Origin of the sequence: Lactiplantibacillus brownii, from assembly GCF_031085375.1 — a bacterium.
Lineage (GTDB): Bacteria > Bacillota > Bacilli > Lactobacillales > Lactobacillaceae > Lactiplantibacillus > Lactiplantibacillus brownii.
The window spans coordinates 782,233-804,885 of sequence record NZ_JAVCWF010000001.1; the positions used below are offsets into that span (position 1 = coordinate 782,233).

A 22,653-nucleotide genomic window follows, 5' to 3' on the forward strand; every position below is an offset into this window, starting at 1 on the left:
CATGAGTACAACTTTTAAGCGAATTTTAGTTGGGGTTGATGATTCGGCAGATGCGTTACTGGCATTCAAGTATGCCATTGGGCAAGCTGCTCAAACTGATGCCGAATTAGTGATCGTCTCGATTCTAGAAAGTGACGACATGAACGTCTACCAAGCCTTGAGTAAAGATTATGTACATGGTGAACGTGATGACTTGAAAAAACACCTTTTGAAATATCAAAAGCAAGCACAAGCGGCTGGGGCCAAGCATGTGCGGTCGTTGATTGCAGAAGGTGAGCCAGGTGAAACCATTGTTAAAGAAGTGATTCCACATCTTCAACCAGATTTGTTAATTATTGGTTCGATTGCCAAAAAGGGCTTAGCACGCCGATTTGGGAGTCAAGCTGCCTATATGGCAAAATATTCGCCAATTTCAGTGTTAGTGATCCGCTAAGACAAAATTAAGTACAGCAAGTCAAAAAAGATCTCTCAAGAATTCATCTTGAGAGATCTTTTTTTGACTGCTGGAAGCTTGATATACTGTAATTTAGCTGCGAACCTTTTTATCCAGGAACGTTGTTATTTTGTTCAGCTAAGGTGGTGAGATGTTCAAACAAGATGCCTTCACGTAAGCCGTTTTGTGAGAAGATGATGCGATCAGAATCGAGAAAACGCATCAGCATGATAGCTGGTACCATGCCGCCGACAATGATATCGGCCCGATCCTTGGCCAGCCCAGGAATCTTCGCGCGACCCGCGGCGTCCTGAGTGAGCACGTCGTTAAAAGTTTGATAGATCGCGGTGTCACGTAACCGATAGCCGTGAATGTCTTCAAAATTCAAAAAGTTACTTTTACGACGATTGATCTTAGCAATGGTTCGGTTACTGCCGCCGAGACAAACTAGCGGTAGGTTTTGACCGTTGCGAAGCCACCACACACTATTAAACAATTTATCGACAAACGTCATCGTGTCAAAAAGGGCATTGGCTGGAATCTGATCGTTGAGGCCAAACTTTTCCGATAAACTGACAGCGCCAATCGGGAGACTGATGAGATTTTTCGCGCGGCCGTTGATGATCAAAACCAATTCACAACTCCCGCCACCAGTATCCATCATGACACAGTTAGTTGTGGGTAGGGTATTGACCACTCCGAGGTAATCATAGTAAGCCTCAGTGGTACCAGGGATTACTTCGATATCTAGACCAACGTCGGTTTTAACGCGTTTTAAAAACTTTTTCTGATTCGTGGCTTTACGCGTGGCCGCAGTGGCGACGGCTCGTAATTTTAAATTAGGTAATTTGTCATAAACGTCTTTAAAAGATTGCAAGGCGGCGACGGTTCGGTCAATTGCGGCCGCTTTTAAGGTTGGCGCTTCCGCATCATCTTCGTTTTCAGAGAGCCGAACCATTTCTTTTAACCGGTGGGTAACTGTATAACTGCCATCCGGTTGAATCTGGGTCACGGTCATCCGACACGAGTTCGATCCTAAATCAATTACGGCAAAATTTTCCATTTATTGGTCATCTCCATCATCACTGAGTGGGTTCGGTTCATTCTTGGGACTCATCATCGGAATAAATTGATGCGCCGTACTGGTGGGCGTCGGTGTCGCATGATCGGCAGCAACGCGTTTTTCAGCTCCGGCAATAAAACTGTTTTGTGAATCCAATGTTGGCAAGCCCCGGCGATCACATTTTTGATAAGTGTTGTCGGCTTGCAGAATCCGTGTCTTGACGGTGTCATGCCACATCGTGTTGAAAATGGTCATGGCGCGATCACTAATTTCTGGTTGTAACAGTGGGAATAGTAATTCGACTCGACGATTTAAATTCCGCGTCATCATGTCCGCACTGGATAAATAAATCTGTGGTTCGCCATCGTTGCTAAAGTAATAAATCCGACTATGTTCCAATAATCGTCCAATAATCGAATGGACTTCGATATTGTCGGAGACCCCCTTGATTCCGGTACGCAAACAACAAATTCCGCGGATGATTAGTTGAATTTTAACTCCCGCATGTGAAGCTTCATAGAGTTTACTGATAATTTGCGGGTCAGAAAGTGAGTTCATTTTCATTTTGACGAGTGCTGGGCGGCCGGCTTTGGCGATGGCAATCTCAGCGTCCAACTTTTCATTGATGAAATCACGAATGCCATCTGGTGAAATATGCAATTTGTGGAAATAGGGTGGTTCTGAGTAGCCGGACAACATGTTAAAGATGTTGGAGGCATCAATCCCCATATCGGTATCGGCGGTAAACAAGCCGAGGTCGGTGTAGAAATGTGCGGTAACATCGTTATAGTTCCCGGTACCCATGTGCATGTAACGTTTGATGCCTTCATTTTCGCGCCGTACGACTAAGGCCAACTTACAGTGGGTCTTTAAGCCAATGAGGCCGTAAATGACATGGCAACCCATTTCTTCGAGCTTTTTGGCCCAATGGACGTTATTTTCTTCATCAAAACGTGCCTTAACTTCTACCAGTACCGTGACTTGCTTACCGTTTTGGGCTGCTTGACCTAAATACTTAATGATCGGTGAATCTGCCGAAACGCGATAGAGGGTCATCTTAATGGCTAAGACATTTTTATCCTCAGCCGCTTCATGAATGAAGTCAACGACTGGTTGGAAGTCGTCGTATGGATATTGCATTAAGATGTCGTGATCTTTAATTAAATCAAAGATTGATTTTTCACGATAGACTGCTGGATAGTAGGCATGATATTTTTGATAATTTAAGTCATCGTGTCCCGTGATCGACTTGACTAGCTTGGATAAGAAAGTCAAATTGAGCGGGCCATTGACGATGTAGAGGGCACTTTCAGTCGTGCCGAGTGCTTTGACTAAGCGCGTCCGCTGATGCTTACTCATGCTCTTTTCGACTTCTAGGCGCATTACCTTACCGTGTTCACGCATCTTCAATTGCTTTTGAACTTCTTTGAGTAAATCAGACGTATCTTCTTCCGCGACATCTAAATCGAGGTCACGAATGACGCGGTAGGCGCTGGTTTCTTTGACGGTATAATTGATGAATAGTGAGCCAACAAAGGCCTTAATAATATCTTCAATTAAAATAAACCGGTTTTCGGCACCAGGTAAAATGACGACTCGTGGGAAAACGTCCGGAACTTGAACGGTCGCAAACTTGCGCTCTTTTTTATTGCCATTTTTATAGATGCGTAACGCAATATTTAACGTGTTGTTCGCAATAAATGGGAATGGCCGTGAAGAATCATCCGCCATTGGGGTCAACGCGGGATACAATTCATCGTCAAAGTAGTTCTTAACGAAATTATATTGCTCATCCGTCAAATCCGCCATCGTTAGCAACCGGATATCGTGTTGTTCAAGTAACGGCATTAATGAACGGTTCAACGTATTATATTGACGTTTGACCATTTCATGGGCCTGATCACTAATAGCGGTCACTTGATCCGTTGGGGTCATGCCCGCGGGATCGGTTTTAGTGTAATTAACCGAGATCAACTTGCGTAGTGAGGCGACCCGGACCGTGAAAAATTCATCTAAATTACTCTGTGTAATGCCTAAAAAACGGACACGTTCTAGCAATGGATTATCCTTATCACGTGCTTCGTCCAGCACACGATAGTTGAAGTCCATCCAACTTAGTTCGCGATTGGTGTAATAACTTTCCTTTTGGTAATTCATCTTAACGTACCCCCCGACGCTTAATTACAGGTGTTAGTCCAAAGACCTCCTTGAAGAATTCGGACTTTTGTGAGAACACCCAATTTTCTAAAAATAGATCATCGTGTGCGTAACACGTAATGATGACCCGTGGATTTTTAATGGACACGGAAATTTTACTGATCTTCTGACGACGCCCATCATCTAAGGCATCCGCTAACCTTAAAATGGCTGATAATTTAGAAACGACTAAGCGTTGCTCCAAGCTCATATGTTCAAAATGCTTGATATCTTTAGACGGTGTCTGCGCACTATGATAGCGGGCAATCGTCGCAATCGTTTGCTTCTCAGCGTTGGTGAGTCCCGTTAATTCCGTGGCGCGCAAAATGTAATCCGAATGCATGTAATGTTGATGCGGATCAATATAACTACCGACGTCATGCACGATGGCAGCCACTTGGAGTAATAAACGTTCGCGTTTTCCTAAATGATGTAACGGTTTGAGCTGATCAAATAAGTGTAATGAGAATTTGGTCACTAAATCGCGGTGCTTTGGTTCGACATTATACCGGTCTGCTAAATTTTTGGCTGCCGTCACGATTTGGTTATTAAAGTTATATTTTTTATAACCTAACTTAACGGCTTCCTGAATAATGAGACCATCCAGAGCCGTGACGTTGCCAAGCCAGATGGTTTTGGCATCTGTGAGTTGTAAGAGCTCGTTAATGAGTAGTAGTTCTGGAATAATGAGCCGCACATCGTTTTCGTCGACTTCGTACTTATCCATTAAGTATTGATCGGAGGCGTTGATCACATCATCATAGAGGGCTTTGAAGTCCGCTTTACTGAGTTCTTCCACGCCAGCCTTAGATTGTTGCCGCTGGAATAAGTTGGAAAATGGTGCAACGCCCAACATCACCACGTTGCTCGGTTGTTGCCGAGTCGCCGGTAAGAACCGACCAAAATCGGCAATTTGACTAGAAATATAATCGTCTAGGACTTCGACGTAGTTCGGCACACTGGATTGTAAATCTTCTAGGACTTCGGCAATCCGGACGGGTCCTAGTCGCAGACTACGCGAAAATGCAAACGTCCCGTGATCATAATGTGAAATGCCGACACTACCAGAATTGATCCCCAATAAGTAGGTCGGTGATTCGATGATCTGTTTGAATTTTGGAAAATGGACTGCGACGGCGGCCGAGCGTAAATAAGTTTCCTGACTACTTGAAAGCCAGTCGATCTTTAAGCCGGTCCGTACCAAGAGTTGATCTTGAATGTAATCCGCGTTATTGGCGGTCGATAGAGACCAAGAACCCCAGAGATGGTAATCTTTCACGCCATAATCATGCATGATTTGAATGAAACCCGTCAAAGCCTGCGTGGCTTGTTCGACTGAGTCGTAATCAATGGTGTGCTGATCGTAAATATCTTCACCTAATGACACGTCTGAGCGAACGCGTTCGACTTGTCGTAAGGTCCGTAAGTTGACGATGGACAGTTCAATGCTTTGGACATTGATCATCATAATACCGAATAATTTTGCTGCCATATTAATCCCCCGTTTATGTCTTTTGGTGCTTATTGTATATGTATTCTGGCCGCTAATTGCCGCATACTCCAGTTTAACATATGCAAAAGGTCGTTAATATCTATCAAAAAGGTGTAAATTTTTTTTTATTGTTGTAAAGATTCAGTTAACACTAAAAAAAGCGCAATTCAGCAGCAAACGAGTTGTTTCTGAACCGCACTAGTGGGGCTTACAAAATTTCATGATTATTAATAATTAGTTTGTTCAGATGCTTTTCAACTCGTTGATCAACTGGTGGTAATTGGTGATAGTCGCCATACATTCTCGTCAGAATTTGGTCGTAAGCCTTAGGAATCTTGGCCTGGATCGTTTCAAAAGGGGCCAGTACTAATTCCGTTAACTCCGCGTGCGATAAGATTTCTTTGTCATAGTCATATTGTGACGCTAAGTTCTTGTAAGTCCGTGAATCCGATTGCTCATAGAGACGCATGTAACCGTCACGTTCTTGTTTATGCGCGTTAACTTCAGCGAGTTGCTGGACCGTCTTTTTCTTAAGGATATTGCGTAACGGTGTTTTAACAAAATTATAATTTAACCGGAGTAAGATGGCGGCATCTTCAAATTTATAATGTCTCATTTGTGACCGGCGGAGCGCTTCGTCAGCGGGAATCTTATCAAAAGGAAAAATATCCACAAAGACGCCTTTGAAGGCATTGTTCACATTGTTTTTTTCTTCAATGTAAGTATTGACGTCGAGCAGCTTCATATAGCTGAGCGCGTAATCGGGATCACTAGCCCCAGTTTGGAGAAAGTATTGGTTTGGATCTAAATAACGATTGGCCACTGTGATGAAACGTTCATACTCACTACGGCGCATCCCGATATCAATATCGTCATCCCACGGAATGAAGCCTTGATGACGGATGGCGCCAAGCAATGAGCCGCCAATCAGAAAGTAATCAATCTTTTCCGTGTCGCAAATTGTGATCACGGTTTGCATGAGGTCTAATTCGACTTGATGCAATGGTGAAAGTGGCATAATGTCAGCCTCCTTTTCGTAAGCGTTTCCTCAAACTCTATCATACACTTTGTCCGCTTGAATTGTTAGGCAGGATGCCTTACGTCCACAAATCTGGTCAAATGATAGGTGATTTTGTGCAAACTGGTTAAAGGCGTGTTATATTTTAAAAAATGCTTAGAATGCAAATTTGAAATGATGGTGAAATGTAATGACAAATGCTGATTTGAGCAAATTATTAAATAACTATTTTGAGGCCTATCAAAATACAACCAAAATTATGGCAGATTTGGTTGCTTGGCCATTAAGTCAAAATAAGTTATCGTTTGAGCAATTTTTAATCTTACGCCGGATCGCAACGACCGACGCAGTAACCTTAAACGATATTGCGGTGCAACGTCAAGTGACGTGCAGTGCGATTTCGCGGCAAATTAAGGCACTCCTAGCGCAACATTATGTGTTTCAAGTGCCTGATCCACAAGATCGGCGGCGGTTATATTTACATTTAACTGAAGCAGGTCAGCGAGTCGAAGTAGTGGTGAACTCCGCCATTACGGATCATTTTGATAAGTGGGTCGATCGACTTGGTGAGTCTCAGATCAATGAGGCGCTAAAGATGATGGAAACAATCAGTGACCAAGTGATGAAGCTGGGTCAGACGGATAATGAATCCCCACATGATCGGTAGTCAGGAATGGCAGCGGTATAAGGATTAGGTGAGTTTGACGTTTTTTTTGACGCAAAACTTAACTTATCAGTTTATTGATAGCAGAATAGGCAAGTGACCGGTAAATACTCAGAATGTTCTGAATAGTTACCGGTCACTTTTGAGTCAGAATTTTTGTTGTCATTGTAGATTAACTGAAGAAGTTGGGCAAAAAATGTTTGGAAATTTGAATACGAGCATGTCTTAGTCCTATCAGTATCAAAAATAGCCAGTTTCAATGGGCTGGCTGCGCGATTGAAATTGACTATTAACTATTTAGTATTGGTGTTAATTACTGGTCCACCTGACGCCACTGGCTGAGTATGACGCGGTGGCATCGTTGATTCTAGGGGATACAACGAATCCCAATTCAATCAACACCAAGTGTAAAGCCGTGATTATTCGTGACATATATACCTGCATAACTTGTCGCTCCGGTTGGTCTGGACTGATGCTGGAACGTGGTGGCCTCGTTTGTGAGCCACAGTGCGGTCTCACAAGCCGGGCTTTCTCTAAGCTGGAAATTCACCAGTAGCCGAAACGTGTTCGGTCCAACTGCTCCCTCTGCTTGGGACGCCATCACAACCACTCGGAAAACCACCGAGTCATTGTGATGGCTAGGCAATGCTCAGGAGCAACCCGTTGGTCCTCACACTCTGAAAAATTTCACCACTGAGCATCATCCAGCCCAACCTGCGCTAAATCAAGAAGTCTAATATTAATCGGTTTTCATTGGATCCTGATTTTGCCAATGTTTTATTGGTGACAACCACTATTTAACGTCGGAGTGGACTAGTTCGTTTGCCGTGTCGAGACACTTAGCTGGGTGAGTTTCCCAGGTTAGTGTCTGGCCGACTTTTAAGACGTGGACTTCGGCTTGAAAGCGCCCTGCAGACCGTTTTTTGGCTGCAGGTCTGCCTCACAGCAAACGGGCTGGTCCACGGAGACGGAAACTTGGACAAGTTAGTTACTCAAATCCGAACCATTATTGGCGATCACTTTCTGGTACCAGTAGAAGGAATCTTTTGGTAGTCGCTTCAGACTCCCATGACCTAAGTCGTCACGATCAACATAAACGAAGCCGTAACGTTTCTTCATTTCGCCGGTTCCCGCGGAGACCAAGTCAATGCAACCCCACATGGTGTAGCCCATCAGATCAACGCCGTCAATCGTCACCGCATCACGCATTGAGCGCAAGTTAGCCTGTAGATACTTGATACGATAGTCATCGTGGATCTTCTGATCTGCGGTTAGCTCATCCGCCCAACCGATACCGTTTTCGACAATCCATAGCGGCTTGTGATAACGGTCGAAGAGGTTGTTGAGGGCAATCCGCAAGACATCGGGATCGGTTGCCCAACCCCACGCATTTGTTTTCAAATAGGGATTTTTGACGCCGGTCATCAAATTACCCGCAGCTTCGCCAGCCTCATGATGGGTCGTGACGGTATTTGAACCGTAACAAGAAAAGCTTAAAAAGTCTGCCGGATAGTTGGCTAGTAACTCATAGTCTGCTGGTCGGTCATCTAATTTGATGCCGTCGCGTTCATACTGTTTGAGCCGGTAATTGGGATAATGCCCACCAGTTTGCACGTCGCTGTAGAAATAAGTGTTTTGTTGTTGTAATTGCGCTTTGAGCTGGTCAGCCGGATCAGCGGTATAGGCATAAAGTGGCCCGTAAGCTAGCATTTGACCTACTTGGATCTGCGGGTCAATGGCATGTGCTGCTTGGACGGTTAACGCACTAGCGACAAATTGGTTATGCGCCGCTTGGGCACGATTTTGAGGCGTGCCATCAATGACGCCACCGGCTAAGAAAGGCGCGTTATCCATAAAGTTGATTTCGTTAAAGGTAAGCCAGTAGGTCACTTTGCCTTGATAACGAGTCATGACTAATTTGGCATATTTGACGAAGTCAGCGATGAGTCGTCGGTCTGCCCAGCCGTTGTATTTGATGGCGAGGTTTAACGGTGTTTCATAGTGGGACAAGGTGACTAATGGTTCAATATGATACTTTTGACATTCGTCAAAAACGTGATCATAGAAAGCTAGTCCGGCTTCGTTTGGTTCAGCGTCGTCGCCATTTGGGAAAATTCGTGACCAGTTAATGCTCAAACGGAAGGTCTTGAATCCCATTTCGGCCATTAATTTGATATCGCCTTGGTAATGATGATAAAAATCAGTCGCCGTGTGGCTGGGATAATAGTGTCCGTCAAGTACGGCGGGGACGGTGCCTTCTGGAACTTGGCGTTTATCACTAAAGAAGCCAAAATCGGTGGCACCAGTCGCGCCAGTGGTCGGGTTTTTCCAAGTCACTTGGCGCGGGTGATCGTATGCGCCTGCAGTAATGACGTCTGCCGTACTCAATCCCTTACCATCCGTTAAATAGGCGCCTTCAAATTGGTTAGCGGCCGTTGCGCCGCCCCAGAGAAAATTTTTATTAAATGCCATGTGGGTCCACCTTTCGTGTGTTCAAATCAGTTATGAGTCTTAAAGTTATGAAACTGGCGTTAACAGGAACTTTTCAATCGTGTGAGCAACGCCATCTTCGTCATTGCTAGTCGTGATATAATCAGCGGCAGCTTTAGCGTTGGTCCCACCATTTCCCATGCTGACAGCGATCCCAGCGAACTCAAACATCGGCAGGTCATTGTCGGCGTCACCAATTGCGAGAACTTCTGCTGGCGCGAGACCTAGGTAACTGGTCAAATCAAACAAACCGTTACCCTTATTGGCACAATCACTCATCACTTCGAGCAGTACTGGGGCTGAGCGGACAATGTAAGTTCCCGTAGCCAGTCCGGCTTGGATTTCAGCCAAGTGAGCGTCTAATTGGTCTGGTTCACCGACAAACACGCCTTTGGTGAGTGCCAAGTCAGTTGGTAAATCGGCAACGTCACGGACAAATAGCCCCGCTTGATTTTCTGAAGCTTGCATCACGACATATTTATTAATGTTGGCATTGGCAGTATAGATATTGCCCGCGGTATCAATGGCGTTGAAGCCTAAGCTTGTTTTAACGCTCAGCGCAGCTAGTTTAGCATAATAATCAGCGGTCAAGGTGCTTTGAGCCAAGATTTGGCCCGTTGCGGTTTGAACGAGCGCCCCATTATTGGTGATCACATATTGGTCGTCACCCGTAATGCCAAGTTCAGTTAGGAAGGGTTTTACACCGTCGAAGGGGCGCCCGGAACAAAGAACCACTTTGACGTCACTGGCGAGTAACTGTTGTACCCGGTGTTTAGTGCTAGCCAATAATTGGCCGTGTGAGTTTAGTAACGTGTCGTCAATATCAATTGCCATTAATTTAATCATGTTAAACGCTCCTTTATTTAGTTGATAGTGCAAGTATAAGCGCTACCAATAGCTTTTCCTAGGGCTTAGAGCGTTCCTGATAAGTTGTACCATTAGGTTGAAACATCGTACCATCATTGGTACAAATCGTACCATCTTTAGTGATGCGGTAATTGTGCCTGATGGCGGATCGTGCGTGCCAGTGCTTCAACAATCGTCATTGCGGGGAGTTGGCTGGTCAGATCGTAGTGACCATGAATCCGTTGTTCCGTCGTATGGTACGTGAGCGCATAAGTACTGAGCATGGCAATTGGACTGTCACGATGACCGGTAATACTAATTAAGGTCGTTGCGGGATCATTTTGAAATTGCCGCAGCATGCCTAACACTTCTGCGGCTTGCCCAGAAACTGAAAGGGTGATCAAGACGTTCTTCTGAGTTTGTTTCAGCTGAGGAATTAAAGGGTAATAAGGGTCCGTTACCGGAAAGCTGTTGACTCCCAGTGTTGACGTTAAGCGGCTAGCGTATTCAGCAACGTTACCTGAAGAACCGGTCCCAGTGAAGACGACATTATTAGCGGTAAGCACCGTTTGGGCGACTAAATCGAGGGTCCGTTGCAAGGTACTGGGAAACGTTTCTGCACTGAGCAATTGCACGCCATTTTCCAAACTAGGCGTGGCTTCTAAGGATTGTTTGTGGAACGCTACTTTGAATTCAGGAAAACTACTGTAACCCATTTTGCGGATGAAGCGCATGACGGATGAATTGGAAACATGGGCCCCTGCCGCCAGATCACGAACATGCATAAAGGGGATGCCTGATTCGTGTGCCAAGATATATTCATAGATTGCGACATCAACGCCGACGAGGGTCTTGGCGTCGTTATAACCGAAAAATGCCATGTCAAAAAAACTCCTTTAGTAAAGCGATTACATTAAGTATACGACATGGATAGCTTGCGTGGAAAGGGATTATGTTGGTGAGAATCACTGGTACGATAGTTCAGCAATTTTGGCGAAAAAAAAGCCTGAGACAAAACCCCAGACTCTTGTTGGTATTCCTAATATTTATAGCCGAAACGTGGAATAAAAGGCTTTGATGCAACCGAGCTACGAAAGTCAAACGATTGAAAATACCAATCATTCGACTTTCTAGGCTATGCTCGGTAGCAAACCGCCTTTTGTCCCACTCTCTCGTGAACGGTTGTTAATGTTTAAAGAAATTACAATAGATGCCTTCACAGGCTTCCAAGAACATGCCAATGGCCATCAAGTACATCGCGGCCATGTTGTGCATTGAAAAGACTAAAAAGAGTAGAACTGCGTATAAAATCAAAAAGAAAACGGCGCTAAACTTTGAACTTGCCATTCATGCCACCCCCAAAGTAGTTTAATGATAATCCACATGTAACCACTTACAGTTTAACGCTATCGTCACCTATTTAAAACTGACATCAAATTTGGTGGAAAAATAGATAGTGTTCGGATATTGCTTTTAATGACGACAGATGATATGATAATGACTGTCATAAATAAAGAAAACACGAACATTTACAAATGTGCATTTTCTGTTATTTCAATTATCTGGAGGGAATCATGACTAAAATAGCGGCATATTTTAATTTCTCAGAATTAAAAACTAACTTACGGACGGAAACGTTAGCTGGACTAACGACCTTTGTTTCCATGGCTTACATCTTGTTCGTTAACCCTAGCGTTTTAGGCGCTTCGGGGATGAGTCAGGGCGCTGTCTTTACTGCCACGGCACTCGCATCAGCTTTAGGTTGTTTGTTAATGGGGCTAGTGGCCAAGTATCCAATTGCCATTGCACCTGGATTAGGTGTCAATGCTTTCTTCACATATTCCGTAGTAATTGGAATGGGCGTGAAGTGGCAAACCGCTTTAGCGGGTGTCTTTGTTGCTTCCATCATTTTCATGATCATCACACTCTTTAAGTTACGTGAGATGATTATCGATGCTATTCCGCGGGATATGAAATTAGCCATTTCTGCTGGGATTGGGTTCTTCATCGCCTTTATCGGACTGCGTGGCGGTGGTTTAATCGTTGCGAACAAATCAACGGTCGTTAGCTTAGGCCCATTGAATGTCGGGACAACTTGGTTGACTATCTTTGGGTTGTTAGTGACGTTGGTCTTGATGAGTCGCAAAGTTCCCGGTGGTATTTTTATCGGGATGGTTTTAACGTCAATCTTAGGTTTGGCGACTGGGTTGATCAAGATGCCAGCACATTGGGTTTCAGCCGCGCCATCGCTAAAACCAACGTTTGGTGTCGCCATTGCGCATGTCGGTGACATTAACAGTGTCCAATTAGTGATTGTCGTTTTAACTTTCTTGTTAGTGACCTTCTTCGATACCGCCGGGACATTGGTTGGTTTGGCCGAACAAGCTGGTTTCATGAAAAATAACAAAATGCCGCGAGTGGGGAAAGCTTTGATGGCTGACTCAACGTCGATGTTAGTGGGATCTGTTTTAGGGACTTCACCAACGTCAGCTTATGTTGAATCATCCGCTGGGATTGCGGTTGGTGGTCGTTCTGGATTTAGTGCCGTCGTGACGGGCTTCCTATTTATCTTAGGGCTGTTCTTCTCACCATTATTAAACGTGGTGACCGAACAAGTGACGGCGCCAGCATTGATTATTGTTGGGGTCTTGATGGCTGAATCATTGAAAGAAATTCACTGGGAACGTTTTGAAATTGCTGTTCCAGCATTCTTGACAATGATTGGAATGCCGTTGACTTACAGTATCTCCGATGGGATTGCCCTAGGGTTTATCTCGTATGTTGTCACGATGGTTGCGACTAAGCATGCTAAAGAAGTTCATCCATTAATGTATGTGTTGTTCTTCGTTTTCGTCATCTTCCTTTGGATCTTAAACATTTAACAAAAAAATAGCGGCTCAGCATTGGTTTTTGACCTAATGTTGAGCCGCTTTAGTTTGTCTTGAAGTAATTTGGGGTTATATCGTGAAATCACGTAAAATGGCTTGTCGTTGCGCGAGGGTTTTCTTTTCAACTTGAGCAAAGTTGTGCCATTTGAAATGCCATAGTCGCGTTTTAATAAATGTCCCACGGAAGAGCATTTTTGCTAAAGGGGCGCCGAACAATAAGCGGTAAGCCCAGTTGGGTGTGCTCATCGTCGTAATAATCTCGATTCTGGGTTGTTTGACCAGCTTAGTTTGCATAGATTTTGGGTCATAACATTGCCCTTTAGCGTAAACTTTATCCAGGAAGCCCTTGGTCATGGCCGGCATCACTTCCCACCAAACTGGAAACATGAAGATAATTCGATCAGCGGCTAGTAGCCGTTGTTGATAGTCCGCAACTTGTGCGTTGAGCGGTTGGCCTTTGCGCCAAGTGGTTAAATCGGTCGCGGACATGACGGGATCAAAATTATCGGCGTGCAGGTCGATCAAATCAATGGTGTCACCAGCTTGTTCTAGCTTGGTGAGGGTGGCTTGTAGCAAGGCGGCCAAAAATGAACGATGGTGGGGGACATTGTTACCAGCAGCTGCGGTATAAGGATGGTCAAAGATAATTAAGGTTTTCATGAGTCAAGACTTCTTTCGTTAGTTAATAATGGTAGTATAGTGACAATAAACTAACGCGGCATTAACATATGTTAAGTCGGTTGCAAAAAGGTGGTTGACCATGGTTTTAACAGACTATTTAGCCCAGCAGTTTCCAGTCATCAGTGATCATTGGGCGACTTTGGAAAAGCGATTTACAGCCAAAAAAGTGACAGCCGGGACGACTTTATTAACAGAAGGAGCCATTGCCACTAACTTATATTTTATTGTGAGTGGGGCGGCACGTTTGAGTCATAGCAGTGAAAATCGTGAGATCACGTTGCAATTTTTCTTTGAAAACCAGGTAGTCGCATCGTTTGAAAGCTTTTATTTGGCCCAACCAAGTGGCTTTGCGCTAACTTGTTTTGAAGATAGTGACTTATTGGTGCTGAGTCGCACGGATTTTGATTGGCTGCGGCAGACTTATCCAGCGATTGAACCGGAAATTACACGATTTGTGTGTGACCGCTTCATTACTTATCGCAATATTTTCTTTGATCAATTACAACACTCACCGGTTGAACGCTACCAAAATTTGGTGATGAATACGCCAGAGATTTTGGACCGCGTGCCGTTGCACTTAGTAGCGTCTTATTTGGGGATAACGCCAGTTTCACTGAGTCGGATTCGAACACGGTTGCAACAAAAAAGTTGAGTCGATTAATCTCGGCTCAACTTTTTCTGTTTTTAGCTATCTTGACGGGTCGCAGCAATGTCTACTTCGCGGATATTGACTTCTTGCGGCATGTCGTACATAAATTTGACCGTTTCAGCCACATGTTTAGGGTCTAATGTGATCCCACCCATCGTTTGTTTCCAAGCTTCATATTCCGTTAAGGCATGGTCATCGGTGACGTGCGTCAACAAGTTGGTTTCGGCAGCGCCGGGGGCGACTAACATGATACGGACATTCTTGGCCGCAACTTCTTGACGGATGGTTTCGGTGAGACCGTGCACGCCAAACTTGCTTGCAACATAAGCTGCATGATTTTGAAAGGCTTTGAAACCAGCGATAGAAGAAACGTTGATGATCGTCCCATGTTCACGTTTAGTCATTTGTGGCAAGACGAGTTGGATGCCATTCAAGACGCCCATGACATTGGTATCGAGCATCGTTTGCCATTCGATTGGCGATTGTTGCCAAACGTTACCGAGCAGCATCACGCCGGCATTGTTGATCAACAAATCGGTTGGGCCATAGACGGCTTCGGCCGCATTAATGGCGGTACGAAGCTCCTCTTGGTCAGTGACATCAGCGTGTTTGATCATGATATCGCCGCTAAGGTTCAAAGCAGCAATTTTGTCGGTATTGCGTCCGAGTAATAATAGGGGATGTTGGTCAGCATTAAAAATCTTGGCCATTTCAGCCCCAAAGCCGGAACTTGCACCGGTAATAACGATTAATGATTTCATTTGAATAAAACTTCCTTTTTAATTAATTTTCTGATTTGACGACTACGAAATATTAGTATAGTCTAAATTGGCAATTTGCCTAGTACGCACTTTTTGGTAACTGGGTGTGGAGGAATTAATAATGTATGCAAATGAATTTGATGCGACGATGCAAATGATTCGTGGTAAATGGAAAATCTTGATCTTGTATGAGTTGGCTGATGGTGATGGCCGCTTTAATCAGCTGCAACGTACGTTGAGTGTGACACATAAAATTTTGGCGGAGCAATTGCAACAGTTGATGACGGATGGCTTGGTGCAACGGCATGATTTTCATGAACAACCGTTACATGTGGCATACCAATTGTCGCAAAAAGGGCAATCTATGATACCCGTGCTAGATACGATTTGTGATTGGGGCTTAGCCCATGTGGACCGTGATCAATTGACCAGTGTGTTATGTGATGAAACTGAATAGTACGAGGGCCTGGGACAAAACCCCAGACTCATTTTGGTATTCCTAATATTTATAGCCGAAACGTGGAACAAAAGGCTGCGACCTCCGCTTAGCTACGAAAGTCGAACGATTGAAAATGCCAATCATTCGACTTTCTAGGCTATGCTCGGTAGCAAACCGCCTTTTGTTCCACTCTCTTGTTTAAATTTATGCCTGTAATTGTTTTTCAATATTAAGATGACGTGTCTGCCAATAGACAAAAGCGGCTACAATTAGAAATATAACGGCAAATATAAGTGTCAAGCCTAGTGCAATTCCGTTAGGCGAACTCAAATTACTTCGAGTATGCGTGTGGGACATGAATTGAACGATCATATTGATATCACTGAAGGCATGTAGCAAAATTGGTAGCATGAGATTTTTAGTCTTTAAGTAGACCCCGCAGAGCAATAGCCCCGTTACAGATGCCATCATCAGTTGTGGCAAAACATAAGTCCAATTTAAACCAGTTAGATTGATTAAATGCACGCAGCCAAAAGCCAAACTGTCGAGAATAATGACCAACATGGTTTTCCCAGGCAAGGCTTTCGCTAATAATGGTAATAAAACGCCACGATAGCAATATTCTTCGGTAATGCCAATTAATAGCACGTACCCACCATAAAATAAAATCATCGCGCTGAATGGTAATTTAGCCAGTTGTAAGGCGCTTATTATCTTTGGCACTAACAAAAATAGCGCAGCAGGTAAACAATTGAGTAATTGTTGCCAGCCGTGTTGTGATTGCCATAATTTAATGGGCATTTTGAAAAGGTAATGATTGAGCGCCCAAATAATTACTAGAACGATTAGATCTTGCGCGATTCCCGAATAGGTGTCAGAAACGACCCGCTTGGTGATTAATGGAATAAATAGCAATAATAGTGGTACTAGGACAATTAAAATGATTGAAAATAGTGAATAACGGCGTGACTGTGACATATGAACATCCCTAGAAGACTCAATGATTTTGACTTCAGATTAAGTTTACCACCGGGAGAACCAGACTAATAGTGGAGATTGTGAAAAAGAACACTTTTGAAATTGGCAATTTTTTAGAATGACTAAAAAAAATCCCACCAGAATTAACCCTGGTAGGATTTTTGCAATTATTTATTAAAAGTATCTGCTTCAACATCCTTGATGAATTGTTCCAAGTGGTCGAAGTAAACGGGCGCATTATCGATCATGTGATGATGACCACCGTTTGGCGTGGTAACTAAACGTGAGTTAGGAATGTCACGAGCCATCCGACGAGCAGTGGCTAATGGCATGGTTTCATGTTCACCAAAGGTCAATAAGGTTGGCACTTTGATGTTATGGATTTGGTCACGAACGTCCCATTCCTTTAACTTACCAGTGATCACGAATTCGTTGTCGCCTTGGAAAGCATTATAAACTGGCGTTGCCGTCGTATCAATCAAGTGTGAGATAGCTTTAGGTTGTTTGCGGTCAACATAGTTGGCGTTCAACACGTCCACATATTTTTGATATTGGGGATCGTTCCAGTTGCCTTCAGCTTCTTTTTGTTTCATATAAGCAACCGCATCGGCTGGCAAGCATTCTTCACGACATTTGTTGACATTGACGACATATTCTTCAATATTGTCGACCATGCTTGAAATGATGGCACCTTTAAGATGTTGACCATATTTCAAAGCATACATCATGACGAGCGCGCCGCCCCATGATTGACCGATTAAATAGAAGTTGTCCAAACCAAGTTTTTGACGAACTTCTTCGACTTCATCTAAGAAGTAATCATAAGTCAGATACTTTTTGGCAATTTCAGGGTCGGAATAATCGGGTTGGTCAGAATACCATGAACCAAGTTGGTCATACATGGTAACTTGAACGCCGAGGTCAGCTAGCTTTTCACCAAAGTTTTCCCAGTATTCATGATTGCCACCAGGGCCACCATGTAGACAGAGCAAGTGAATGTCGCCTTCGCCTTGTGTATTGGTCCATAAATGGTAGCCATTATCCAGCGTGAGGATCGTTGTTCCTTGTTTCAAATGATCACCTAATTTCGATTTATTTATGCCGTCGTGGGCACATGATTGTCATTATCTTACCACTGTTAACGAGTGGGGGTCAAAAGTGGCTGTCGGTTGAAGCTAACTGGCTAAGTTTGACTTGCGATAAACCGGTCAAATCGGTACGATTAGTCCGAGGTGAACGCGATGTTATTGCAAGAAAAAATGACTCAGACTGATTTTTCACCAAATGAACAGTTGATCGTCGACTTTATGTTGACCCAACAAGATCAACTAAAAGCATACGGCACGCCACAAATTGCACAGGCAACGTATACCTCGCCATCGGTGATTGTGCGTGTTGCAAAGAAACTCGGGTTTAAAGGCTGGCGCGAATTGAAGGCCAGTTTTTTAGCCGAAGTGGCTTATTTGCAGACGAACTTTCAAGGGCTAGATGCCAACCGACCATTTACCGCGCAAGATTCTGCCATGACTATTGCTGGCAAGTTGACGCAACTAAACATTGAAAGTGCGAAGGATACCTTAGCATTGATGGATCATGACACTTTGCAAAAAGCCCAGCGAATCATTACGACGCACCGGACTGTAAATTTATTTAGTTTAGCCAATCTGAACTTTGTTGCCGAAGAGTTTGTCTATAAGTTGCGCCATATTGGGAAAGCAGCGACGGCCTTTCCAATTCAAAATATGATGTTTCAAGAAGCAGCGATGCTAACGACGGCGGACTGTGCGATCTGTCTGTCATATTCGGGTGAGTCGGATCCATTATTTCAGGCATTAGGTCATTTGAAAACGAACCATGTGCCCCTAATCGCAATCACAAGTATTGGTGAGAATCGCTTGTCGCGACTAGCGGATGTCACGTTGCATGTGACGACGCGTGAAAAAGCCTATTCCAAAATTGGCGGCTTTTCTTCACTGACTTCAATGGCGTTAGTTTTGGACATTTTATATAGTAGTTATTTTGCCTTAGACTATGACAAAAATCTCGATTTTAAGCAACATTTAGCCCAAATCACAGAAACTCGTCCAATCGATAATCATATTATTGATGATGACGCGGACTAAGCGTGTTTAATGATGCCACGGTCGAGGTAACTTTGAACGGCAATCTCTGCGACCTCAATGGGTGAATATTGTGGCTGATAATCGAGTAACTTTTGCGCATTAGCGATACTGTACTGACCACTGCGCGCAATATGATAGTAAGTTTTGTCGACATCGGCTGGATTGTTGATCATTTTAGTCCAAGCATCCCAAGGCATAAAGTTGATTTGCGGCGTCCTATCGAAGAAACGATACATGGCTTGGGCATAACCGTAAAGCGTTAGCGAGCTAGTACCAACCGCATGGAAACTTTCGCCAAGCGCTTGATTACGATGGGTGACTGCTTTAAAGAAGACTTGCGCAACATCACTGGCATGGACGAGATGCAACGTTTCCATGCCCAAGTTGGGTAAAGTGATTGCCTGACCGTCGGCGATTTGCTGGAAAACGGTTGGATTAGCATTAGCCAAGGGACTCATAATGGTCCAACCCGGACCAGAAATCTGACCAGGCATGATGATGGTTGCGGGAAAACCCGTTTCACGATAAACCTGTTTTAACCACTTTTCACTGGCGTATTTCTGCTTGCCATATTCGTCTAACGGATGTTTGACGCCATTGGGGTCGGCTGGCAAACTTTCGGCGCGACCATGTGCCCAAACGGATGAGCAAAAGATATAATGACTTAACTTGGTGGCCTTTAACGCGGCGACCATTTTTTGCGTGTCCGCTAAAGTGAAACTGATCAAATCAATTACCACATCGGCATTGAGCGCGGCCACGGCTGTATTAAAGTCGACATCTTTACTGCGATCTAAATACAGATGGTCAACGTGATTCCAAGCACGATCAGTCACGTACGGCTGGTGTTTGCCACGGGTTACTGAAGTGACGGCATAACCGGCTTTAACTAACATTGGGACTAAATAAGAGCCGATATGACCGGCACCTCCAAGAACAACTGCTTTCAACATATTAAAATTCCTCCTTGATGACATGACCATAGTTTAGCAAGTGGCGTGATCAATGAGAATGTGTTGAACTTAGGTTAGAAAGCCTTTCTCAAATTAAGTGGTCAAACGGCAGATTTTTGTAAAAACGATTGCGCTATGTTGAGAGTGATAGTCCAAATGGGGAAGGTATTTGCTTAGCTTGCCGTTCCGGTTGGTCTGGACTGATGCTGGAACGTGGTGGCCACGTTTGTGAGCCAAAGGGCGGTCTCACAAGCCGGGCTTTTCCTAAGCTGGAAGTCCACCAGCAAAGGAAAACTTCACCACTGAGCATCATCCAGTCCGCCCTGCACTAATCGGTAGCCTCAATATTAATCGAATTTTGAGGATATTAAGATTACCAGTACTTTGAGCACAACCACTGTTCCACGGGGACGGGCAAAATTAATGAGCTATTTATAAGTATCTGCTGAGCTTCCCGTTCCGGTTGGTCTGGACTGATGCTGGAACGTGGTGGCCACGTTTGTGAGCCAAAGGGCGGTCTCACAAGCCGGGCTTTCTCTAAGCTGGAGAACCACCAGCAGTCGAAACGTGTTCGGTCCAACTGCTTCCTCCGCTTGCTACACCGTTACAACCACTCGGAAAACCACCGAGTAATTGTGACGGTTAGGCAATGCTCAGGAGCAACCCGTTGGTCCTCACACTATTAAAAATTTCACCACTGAGCATCATTCAGTCCGCCCTGCACTAAATAGTGCTCCTAACATTAATTGACCCTTTCGTTGATACTTGGTTTATCAATGTTCCTTTAGTTAAGTCGCTATTTAACGTCGGAGTTGACCAGCTCGTTTGCCGTGTCGAGACACTTAGCTGGGTGGTCTTCCCAGGTTAGTGTCTGGCCGACTTTTAAGACGTGGACTTCGGCTTGAAAGCGCCCTGCAGACCGGTCTTTGGCTGCAGGTCTGCCTCACAGCAAACGAGCTGGTCAACGGAGGCGGACAATTAATGAGTTGCTTTCATAGAATCGGTTTTAGAGGACTATTTCTAAGTAGACCAATTTTAAAATGGTCGATTATTTAGCACAGGTTGAGTTAGATAACATTTAGTACTGAAACGCTGTTTTGATGGTGGCTTTACTGACTTTTGAGTCCGTTCTTTAGGGGACACCACGTGCTAGTGTCTAACTGGAGTAGCAGGCTAAACAATCGGGCACGATGAAAAATGTAATATTACAAAACAAGAGAACCAATTGCGGTTTGTTAACCGATATGAAATAATGGGTTAACAAATCTATGGAAGGGTTGATAGTCAGACATGGCAACACAGACCGAAGTTTTACGGCAATTGATTAAAATGGCACCAGATTATTGTTCTGGTGATGACTTAGCCCATGAATTTGGGATTAGTCGGACCGCGATTTGGAAAACGATTCAGGGGCTTCAAAGTTCCGGGTATACGATTGAAAGTCGGCATGGGCGTGGTTATCGCTATGTCGCCAATAATCAACTCAGTGCACCAGTGATTCAAGCAGGCCTCCCAAGTGGGGTCGTGCCCCAATTAGTCGTATTGCCAACGGTGGATTCGACGAATGCCTATTTGAAACGGCTCGCCAGTCAAGCACCGTTACCACAACCGACCGTGGTCGTAGCGGATACACAAACGGCGGGGTATGGCCGTTCTGGTCGGTCCTTTTATTCACCGGAATCAACTGGGCTATATTTGAGTATTGGGTTACCGATGCCAGCAAAAGAGTCTTTTGATCCGGGTTTGTTAACGACGAGTACGGCGGTTGCCGTCGCTAAGACGTTAACCAAATTATTCGAAGTTCAAGTCGAACTGAAATGGGTCAACGATGTGTTGGTCAATCATCATAAAGTCGTGGGAATTTTGTCAGAGGCCGTTGCTGATCTTGAAGCCGGTCAGATTTCAACCATCGTTGTTGGCATTGGCATTAACCTCACAACCAATGATTTTCCAGGGGCAATTGCGACTAAAGCCGGTGCCGTAACGCAGCAAACGACCGTGACACGGAATCAGGTGGTTAGCACCTTGCTTGCTGAATTTTTCAAGCGGTACCAAACTTATACGACCGGTGATTTCATGGCCGACTATCGCCGACTATCCATGGTTATCAATCAACAAGTGGAATTAAAGCGTGGTTCTAAAAAGTTGACCGGAATTGTGAAAGACATTGATTCAACTGGGGCTTTGGTTGTACAATTGCCGTCGGGTCAGATCCAACGACTGAGTTCTGGCGAAATCACTAAAGTCAATCTATTAACGGGGGCCTATCATGGTTAAGCACACGCAATTAAGTCGCCTGATCATTGCCGCAGAACTTGCGGTCGGGTTAGCAATCTGTTCTAAGATTACGATTCCACTCGGCTTGATCCCGTTAACGGGTCAGACTTTGGCAGTGGGGTTGATTGCCAGCATTGTGCCACCCTTGGTCGGAACTTGGGCAATCAGTATTTATCTGTTGTTAGGGGTAATCGGTTTGCCGGTCTTTGCGGGCAGTACAGCTGGTTTGGCGGCGCTATTCGGGCCAACCGGTGGTTATCTCTGGGGGTTCTTCTTATATATTTGGATTGTCGGGCTCTTTTATAAATTGACCAAACAAACTCTCGCTTTAATTATTGGTAATTTGGTGGGCGCTGGTAGCCAACTGCTTGCTGGTGCATACTGGTTAGTTCTCTCGGCAAAACTTTCATGGCCAGCTGCTTTAAGTAGTGGTGTGACACCATTTCTAGTGCCAGCAGTTATCAAGATAATTCTGGTCGTTGTTGTCGCAAAGGCAATCTTGCGTCGGCTACCAGAACGGTTTCGTTTGAAAAATTAAGCAATTTAGACCTGATCAATAATAATTAGGATCAATAAATAAAGTAGTTAATAAAAATAATTAAATAAGGTTCGGAAATACTAGTCAAGCGGGTGCATTACATATTATAGTAATGGTATTAGCGCTACTAGTTTAAGAGTTAGTGGTTACTGACAGAAACAAAT

Annotated in this window: 21 protein-coding genes; 8 read left to right on the forward strand and 13 right to left on the reverse strand. The window is 44.4% G+C overall.

Annotated elements, in window-relative coordinates; genetic code table 11:
• The first annotated feature begins 1 nt into the window (after window position 1).
• Window positions 2-433 carry a universal stress protein gene (locus RA086_RS03285; protein WP_308702484.1) on the forward strand — a complete coding sequence of 144 codons (432 nt, stop codon included), beginning with the start codon at window positions 2-4 and terminating at the stop codon, window positions 431-433.
• A 109-nt stretch (window positions 434-542) separates the two neighbouring features.
• Here the strand turns inward: RA086_RS03285 and ppx are convergent, their stop codons facing one another.
• The 4 genes from ppx to RA086_RS03305 form a co-directional block, all read right to left on the reverse strand.
• On the reverse strand, window positions 543-1,496 hold the full coding sequence (gene ppx, locus RA086_RS03290) for an exopolyphosphatase (protein ID WP_308702485.1): 954 nt from the start codon (window positions 1,494-1,496) through the stop codon (window positions 543-545).
• Window positions 1,497-3,653 (reverse strand): RNA degradosome polyphosphate kinase, encoded by a 2,157-nt coding sequence (locus RA086_RS03295; protein WP_308702486.1) that lies wholly within the window; start codon window positions 3,651-3,653, stop codon window positions 1,497-1,499.
• Between the two features lies 1 nt (window position 3,654).
• Window positions 3,655-5,184, reverse strand: coding sequence for a Ppx/GppA phosphatase family protein (locus RA086_RS03300; protein WP_308702487.1), 1,530 nt, complete (start codon window positions 5,182-5,184; stop codon window positions 3,655-3,657).
• Window positions 5,185-5,392: 208 nt separating this feature from the next.
• Window positions 5,393-6,202 (reverse strand): LicD family protein, encoded by an 810-nt coding sequence (locus RA086_RS03305; RefSeq protein WP_308702488.1) that lies wholly within the window; start codon window positions 6,200-6,202, stop codon window positions 5,393-5,395.
• 190 nt (window positions 6,203-6,392) lie between these two features.
• Here RA086_RS03305 and RA086_RS03310 point away from each other — a divergent pair, with 190 nt between their 5' ends.
• Window positions 6,393-6,869, forward strand: coding sequence for a MarR family winged helix-turn-helix transcriptional regulator (locus RA086_RS03310; protein WP_308702489.1), 477 nt, complete (start codon window positions 6,393-6,395; stop codon window positions 6,867-6,869).
• Between the two features lie 981 nt (window positions 6,870-7,850).
• Here RA086_RS03310 and RA086_RS03315 read toward each other — a convergent pair.
• The 4 genes from RA086_RS03315 to RA086_RS03330 all read right to left on the reverse strand — a co-directional run bounded on the left by RA086_RS03315 (window position 7,851) and on the right by RA086_RS03330 (window position 11,549).
• Window positions 7,851-9,338, reverse strand: a complete 1,488-nt coding sequence (locus RA086_RS03315; RefSeq protein ID WP_308702490.1) for a glycoside hydrolase family 1 protein — start codon at window positions 9,336-9,338, stop codon at window positions 7,851-7,853.
• 45 nt (window positions 9,339-9,383) lie between these two features.
• A complete protein-coding gene (locus RA086_RS03320; RefSeq protein WP_308702491.1) occupies window positions 9,384-10,202 on the reverse strand; it encodes a Cof-type HAD-IIB family hydrolase in 819 nt (272 codons plus the stop codon).
• A 137-nt stretch (window positions 10,203-10,339) separates the two neighbouring features.
• Window positions 10,340-11,083, reverse strand: coding sequence for a MurR/RpiR family transcriptional regulator (locus tag RA086_RS03325; protein WP_308702492.1), 744 nt, complete (start codon window positions 11,081-11,083; stop codon window positions 10,340-10,342).
• 304 nt (window positions 11,084-11,387) lie between these two features.
• Entirely contained in the window at window positions 11,388-11,549 is a 162-nt protein-coding gene (locus RA086_RS03330; RefSeq protein WP_308702493.1) for a hypothetical protein, read from the reverse strand.
• A gap of 227 nt (window positions 11,550-11,776) precedes the next feature.
• On the opposite strand from RA086_RS03330, the gene RA086_RS03335 reads away from it, so the two are divergent.
• Entirely contained in the window at window positions 11,777-13,084 is a 1,308-nt protein-coding gene (locus RA086_RS03335) for an NCS2 family permease (protein ID WP_308702494.1), read from the forward strand.
• Between the two features lie 75 nt (window positions 13,085-13,159).
• On the opposite strand, the gene RA086_RS03340 is transcribed toward RA086_RS03335, so the two are convergent.
• Window positions 13,160-13,750, reverse strand: coding sequence for an NAD(P)H-dependent oxidoreductase (locus RA086_RS03340; protein WP_308702495.1), 591 nt, complete (start codon window positions 13,748-13,750; stop codon window positions 13,160-13,162).
• A gap of 100 nt (window positions 13,751-13,850) precedes the next feature.
• Between RA086_RS03340 and RA086_RS03345 the strand changes: the two genes are divergently transcribed.
• A complete protein-coding gene (locus RA086_RS03345) occupies window positions 13,851-14,423 on the forward strand; it encodes a Crp/Fnr family transcriptional regulator (protein WP_308702496.1) in 573 nt (190 codons plus the stop codon).
• A 32-nt stretch (window positions 14,424-14,455) separates the two neighbouring features.
• Here RA086_RS03345 and RA086_RS03350 read toward each other — a convergent pair whose 3' ends face one another.
• Window positions 14,456-15,181, reverse strand: a complete 726-nt coding sequence (locus RA086_RS03350) for an SDR family oxidoreductase (protein ID WP_308702497.1) — start codon at window positions 15,179-15,181, stop codon at window positions 14,456-14,458.
• A gap of 121 nt (window positions 15,182-15,302) precedes the next feature.
• On the opposite strand from RA086_RS03350, the gene RA086_RS03355 reads away from it, so the two are divergent.
• The gene (locus tag RA086_RS03355; protein WP_308702498.1) at window positions 15,303-15,638 is read left to right on the forward strand and encodes a winged helix-turn-helix transcriptional regulator; all 336 of its coding nucleotides are present in this window, start codon (window positions 15,303-15,305) and stop codon (window positions 15,636-15,638) included.
• A 186-nt stretch (window positions 15,639-15,824) separates the two neighbouring features.
• Here RA086_RS03355 and RA086_RS03360 read toward each other — a convergent pair whose 3' ends face one another.
• Together RA086_RS03360 and RA086_RS03365 are read right to left on the reverse strand one after the other, a co-directional pair.
• Window positions 15,825-16,598 (reverse strand): CPBP family intramembrane glutamic endopeptidase, encoded by a 774-nt coding sequence (locus RA086_RS03360; RefSeq protein WP_308702499.1) that lies wholly within the window; start codon window positions 16,596-16,598, stop codon window positions 15,825-15,827.
• A 167-nt stretch (window positions 16,599-16,765) separates the two neighbouring features.
• Window positions 16,766-17,671 (reverse strand): proline-specific peptidase family protein, encoded by a 906-nt coding sequence (locus RA086_RS03365; RefSeq protein WP_308702500.1) that lies wholly within the window; start codon window positions 17,669-17,671, stop codon window positions 16,766-16,768.
• Window positions 17,672-17,839: 168 nt separating this feature from the next.
• Here RA086_RS03365 and RA086_RS03370 point away from each other — a divergent pair, with 168 nt between their 5' ends.
• Window positions 17,840-18,721 (forward strand): MurR/RpiR family transcriptional regulator, encoded by an 882-nt coding sequence (locus RA086_RS03370; RefSeq protein ID WP_308702501.1) that lies wholly within the window; start codon window positions 17,840-17,842, stop codon window positions 18,719-18,721.
• On the opposite strand, the gene RA086_RS03375 is transcribed toward RA086_RS03370, so the two are convergent.
• Window positions 18,718-19,674: an NAD-dependent epimerase/dehydratase family protein gene (locus tag RA086_RS03375; protein ID WP_308702502.1), complete on the reverse strand. Its 957-nt coding sequence runs from the start codon at window positions 19,672-19,674 to the stop codon at window positions 18,718-18,720. The genes RA086_RS03370 and RA086_RS03375 overlap by 4 nt on opposite strands.
• Before the next feature lie 1,290 nt (window positions 19,675-20,964).
• Between RA086_RS03375 and RA086_RS03380 the strand changes: the two genes are divergently transcribed.
• Both RA086_RS03380 and RA086_RS03385 read left to right on the forward strand, forming a co-directional pair.
• Window positions 20,965-21,951 (forward strand): biotin--[acetyl-CoA-carboxylase] ligase, encoded by a 987-nt coding sequence (locus RA086_RS03380; RefSeq protein WP_308702503.1) that lies wholly within the window; start codon window positions 20,965-20,967, stop codon window positions 21,949-21,951.
• A complete protein-coding gene (locus tag RA086_RS03385; protein ID WP_308702504.1) occupies window positions 21,944-22,489 on the forward strand; it encodes a biotin transporter BioY in 546 nt (181 codons plus the stop codon). Before RA086_RS03380 ends, RA086_RS03385 begins: the two co-directional genes overlap by 8 nt.
• Window positions 22,490-22,653 lie beyond the last annotated feature (164 nt).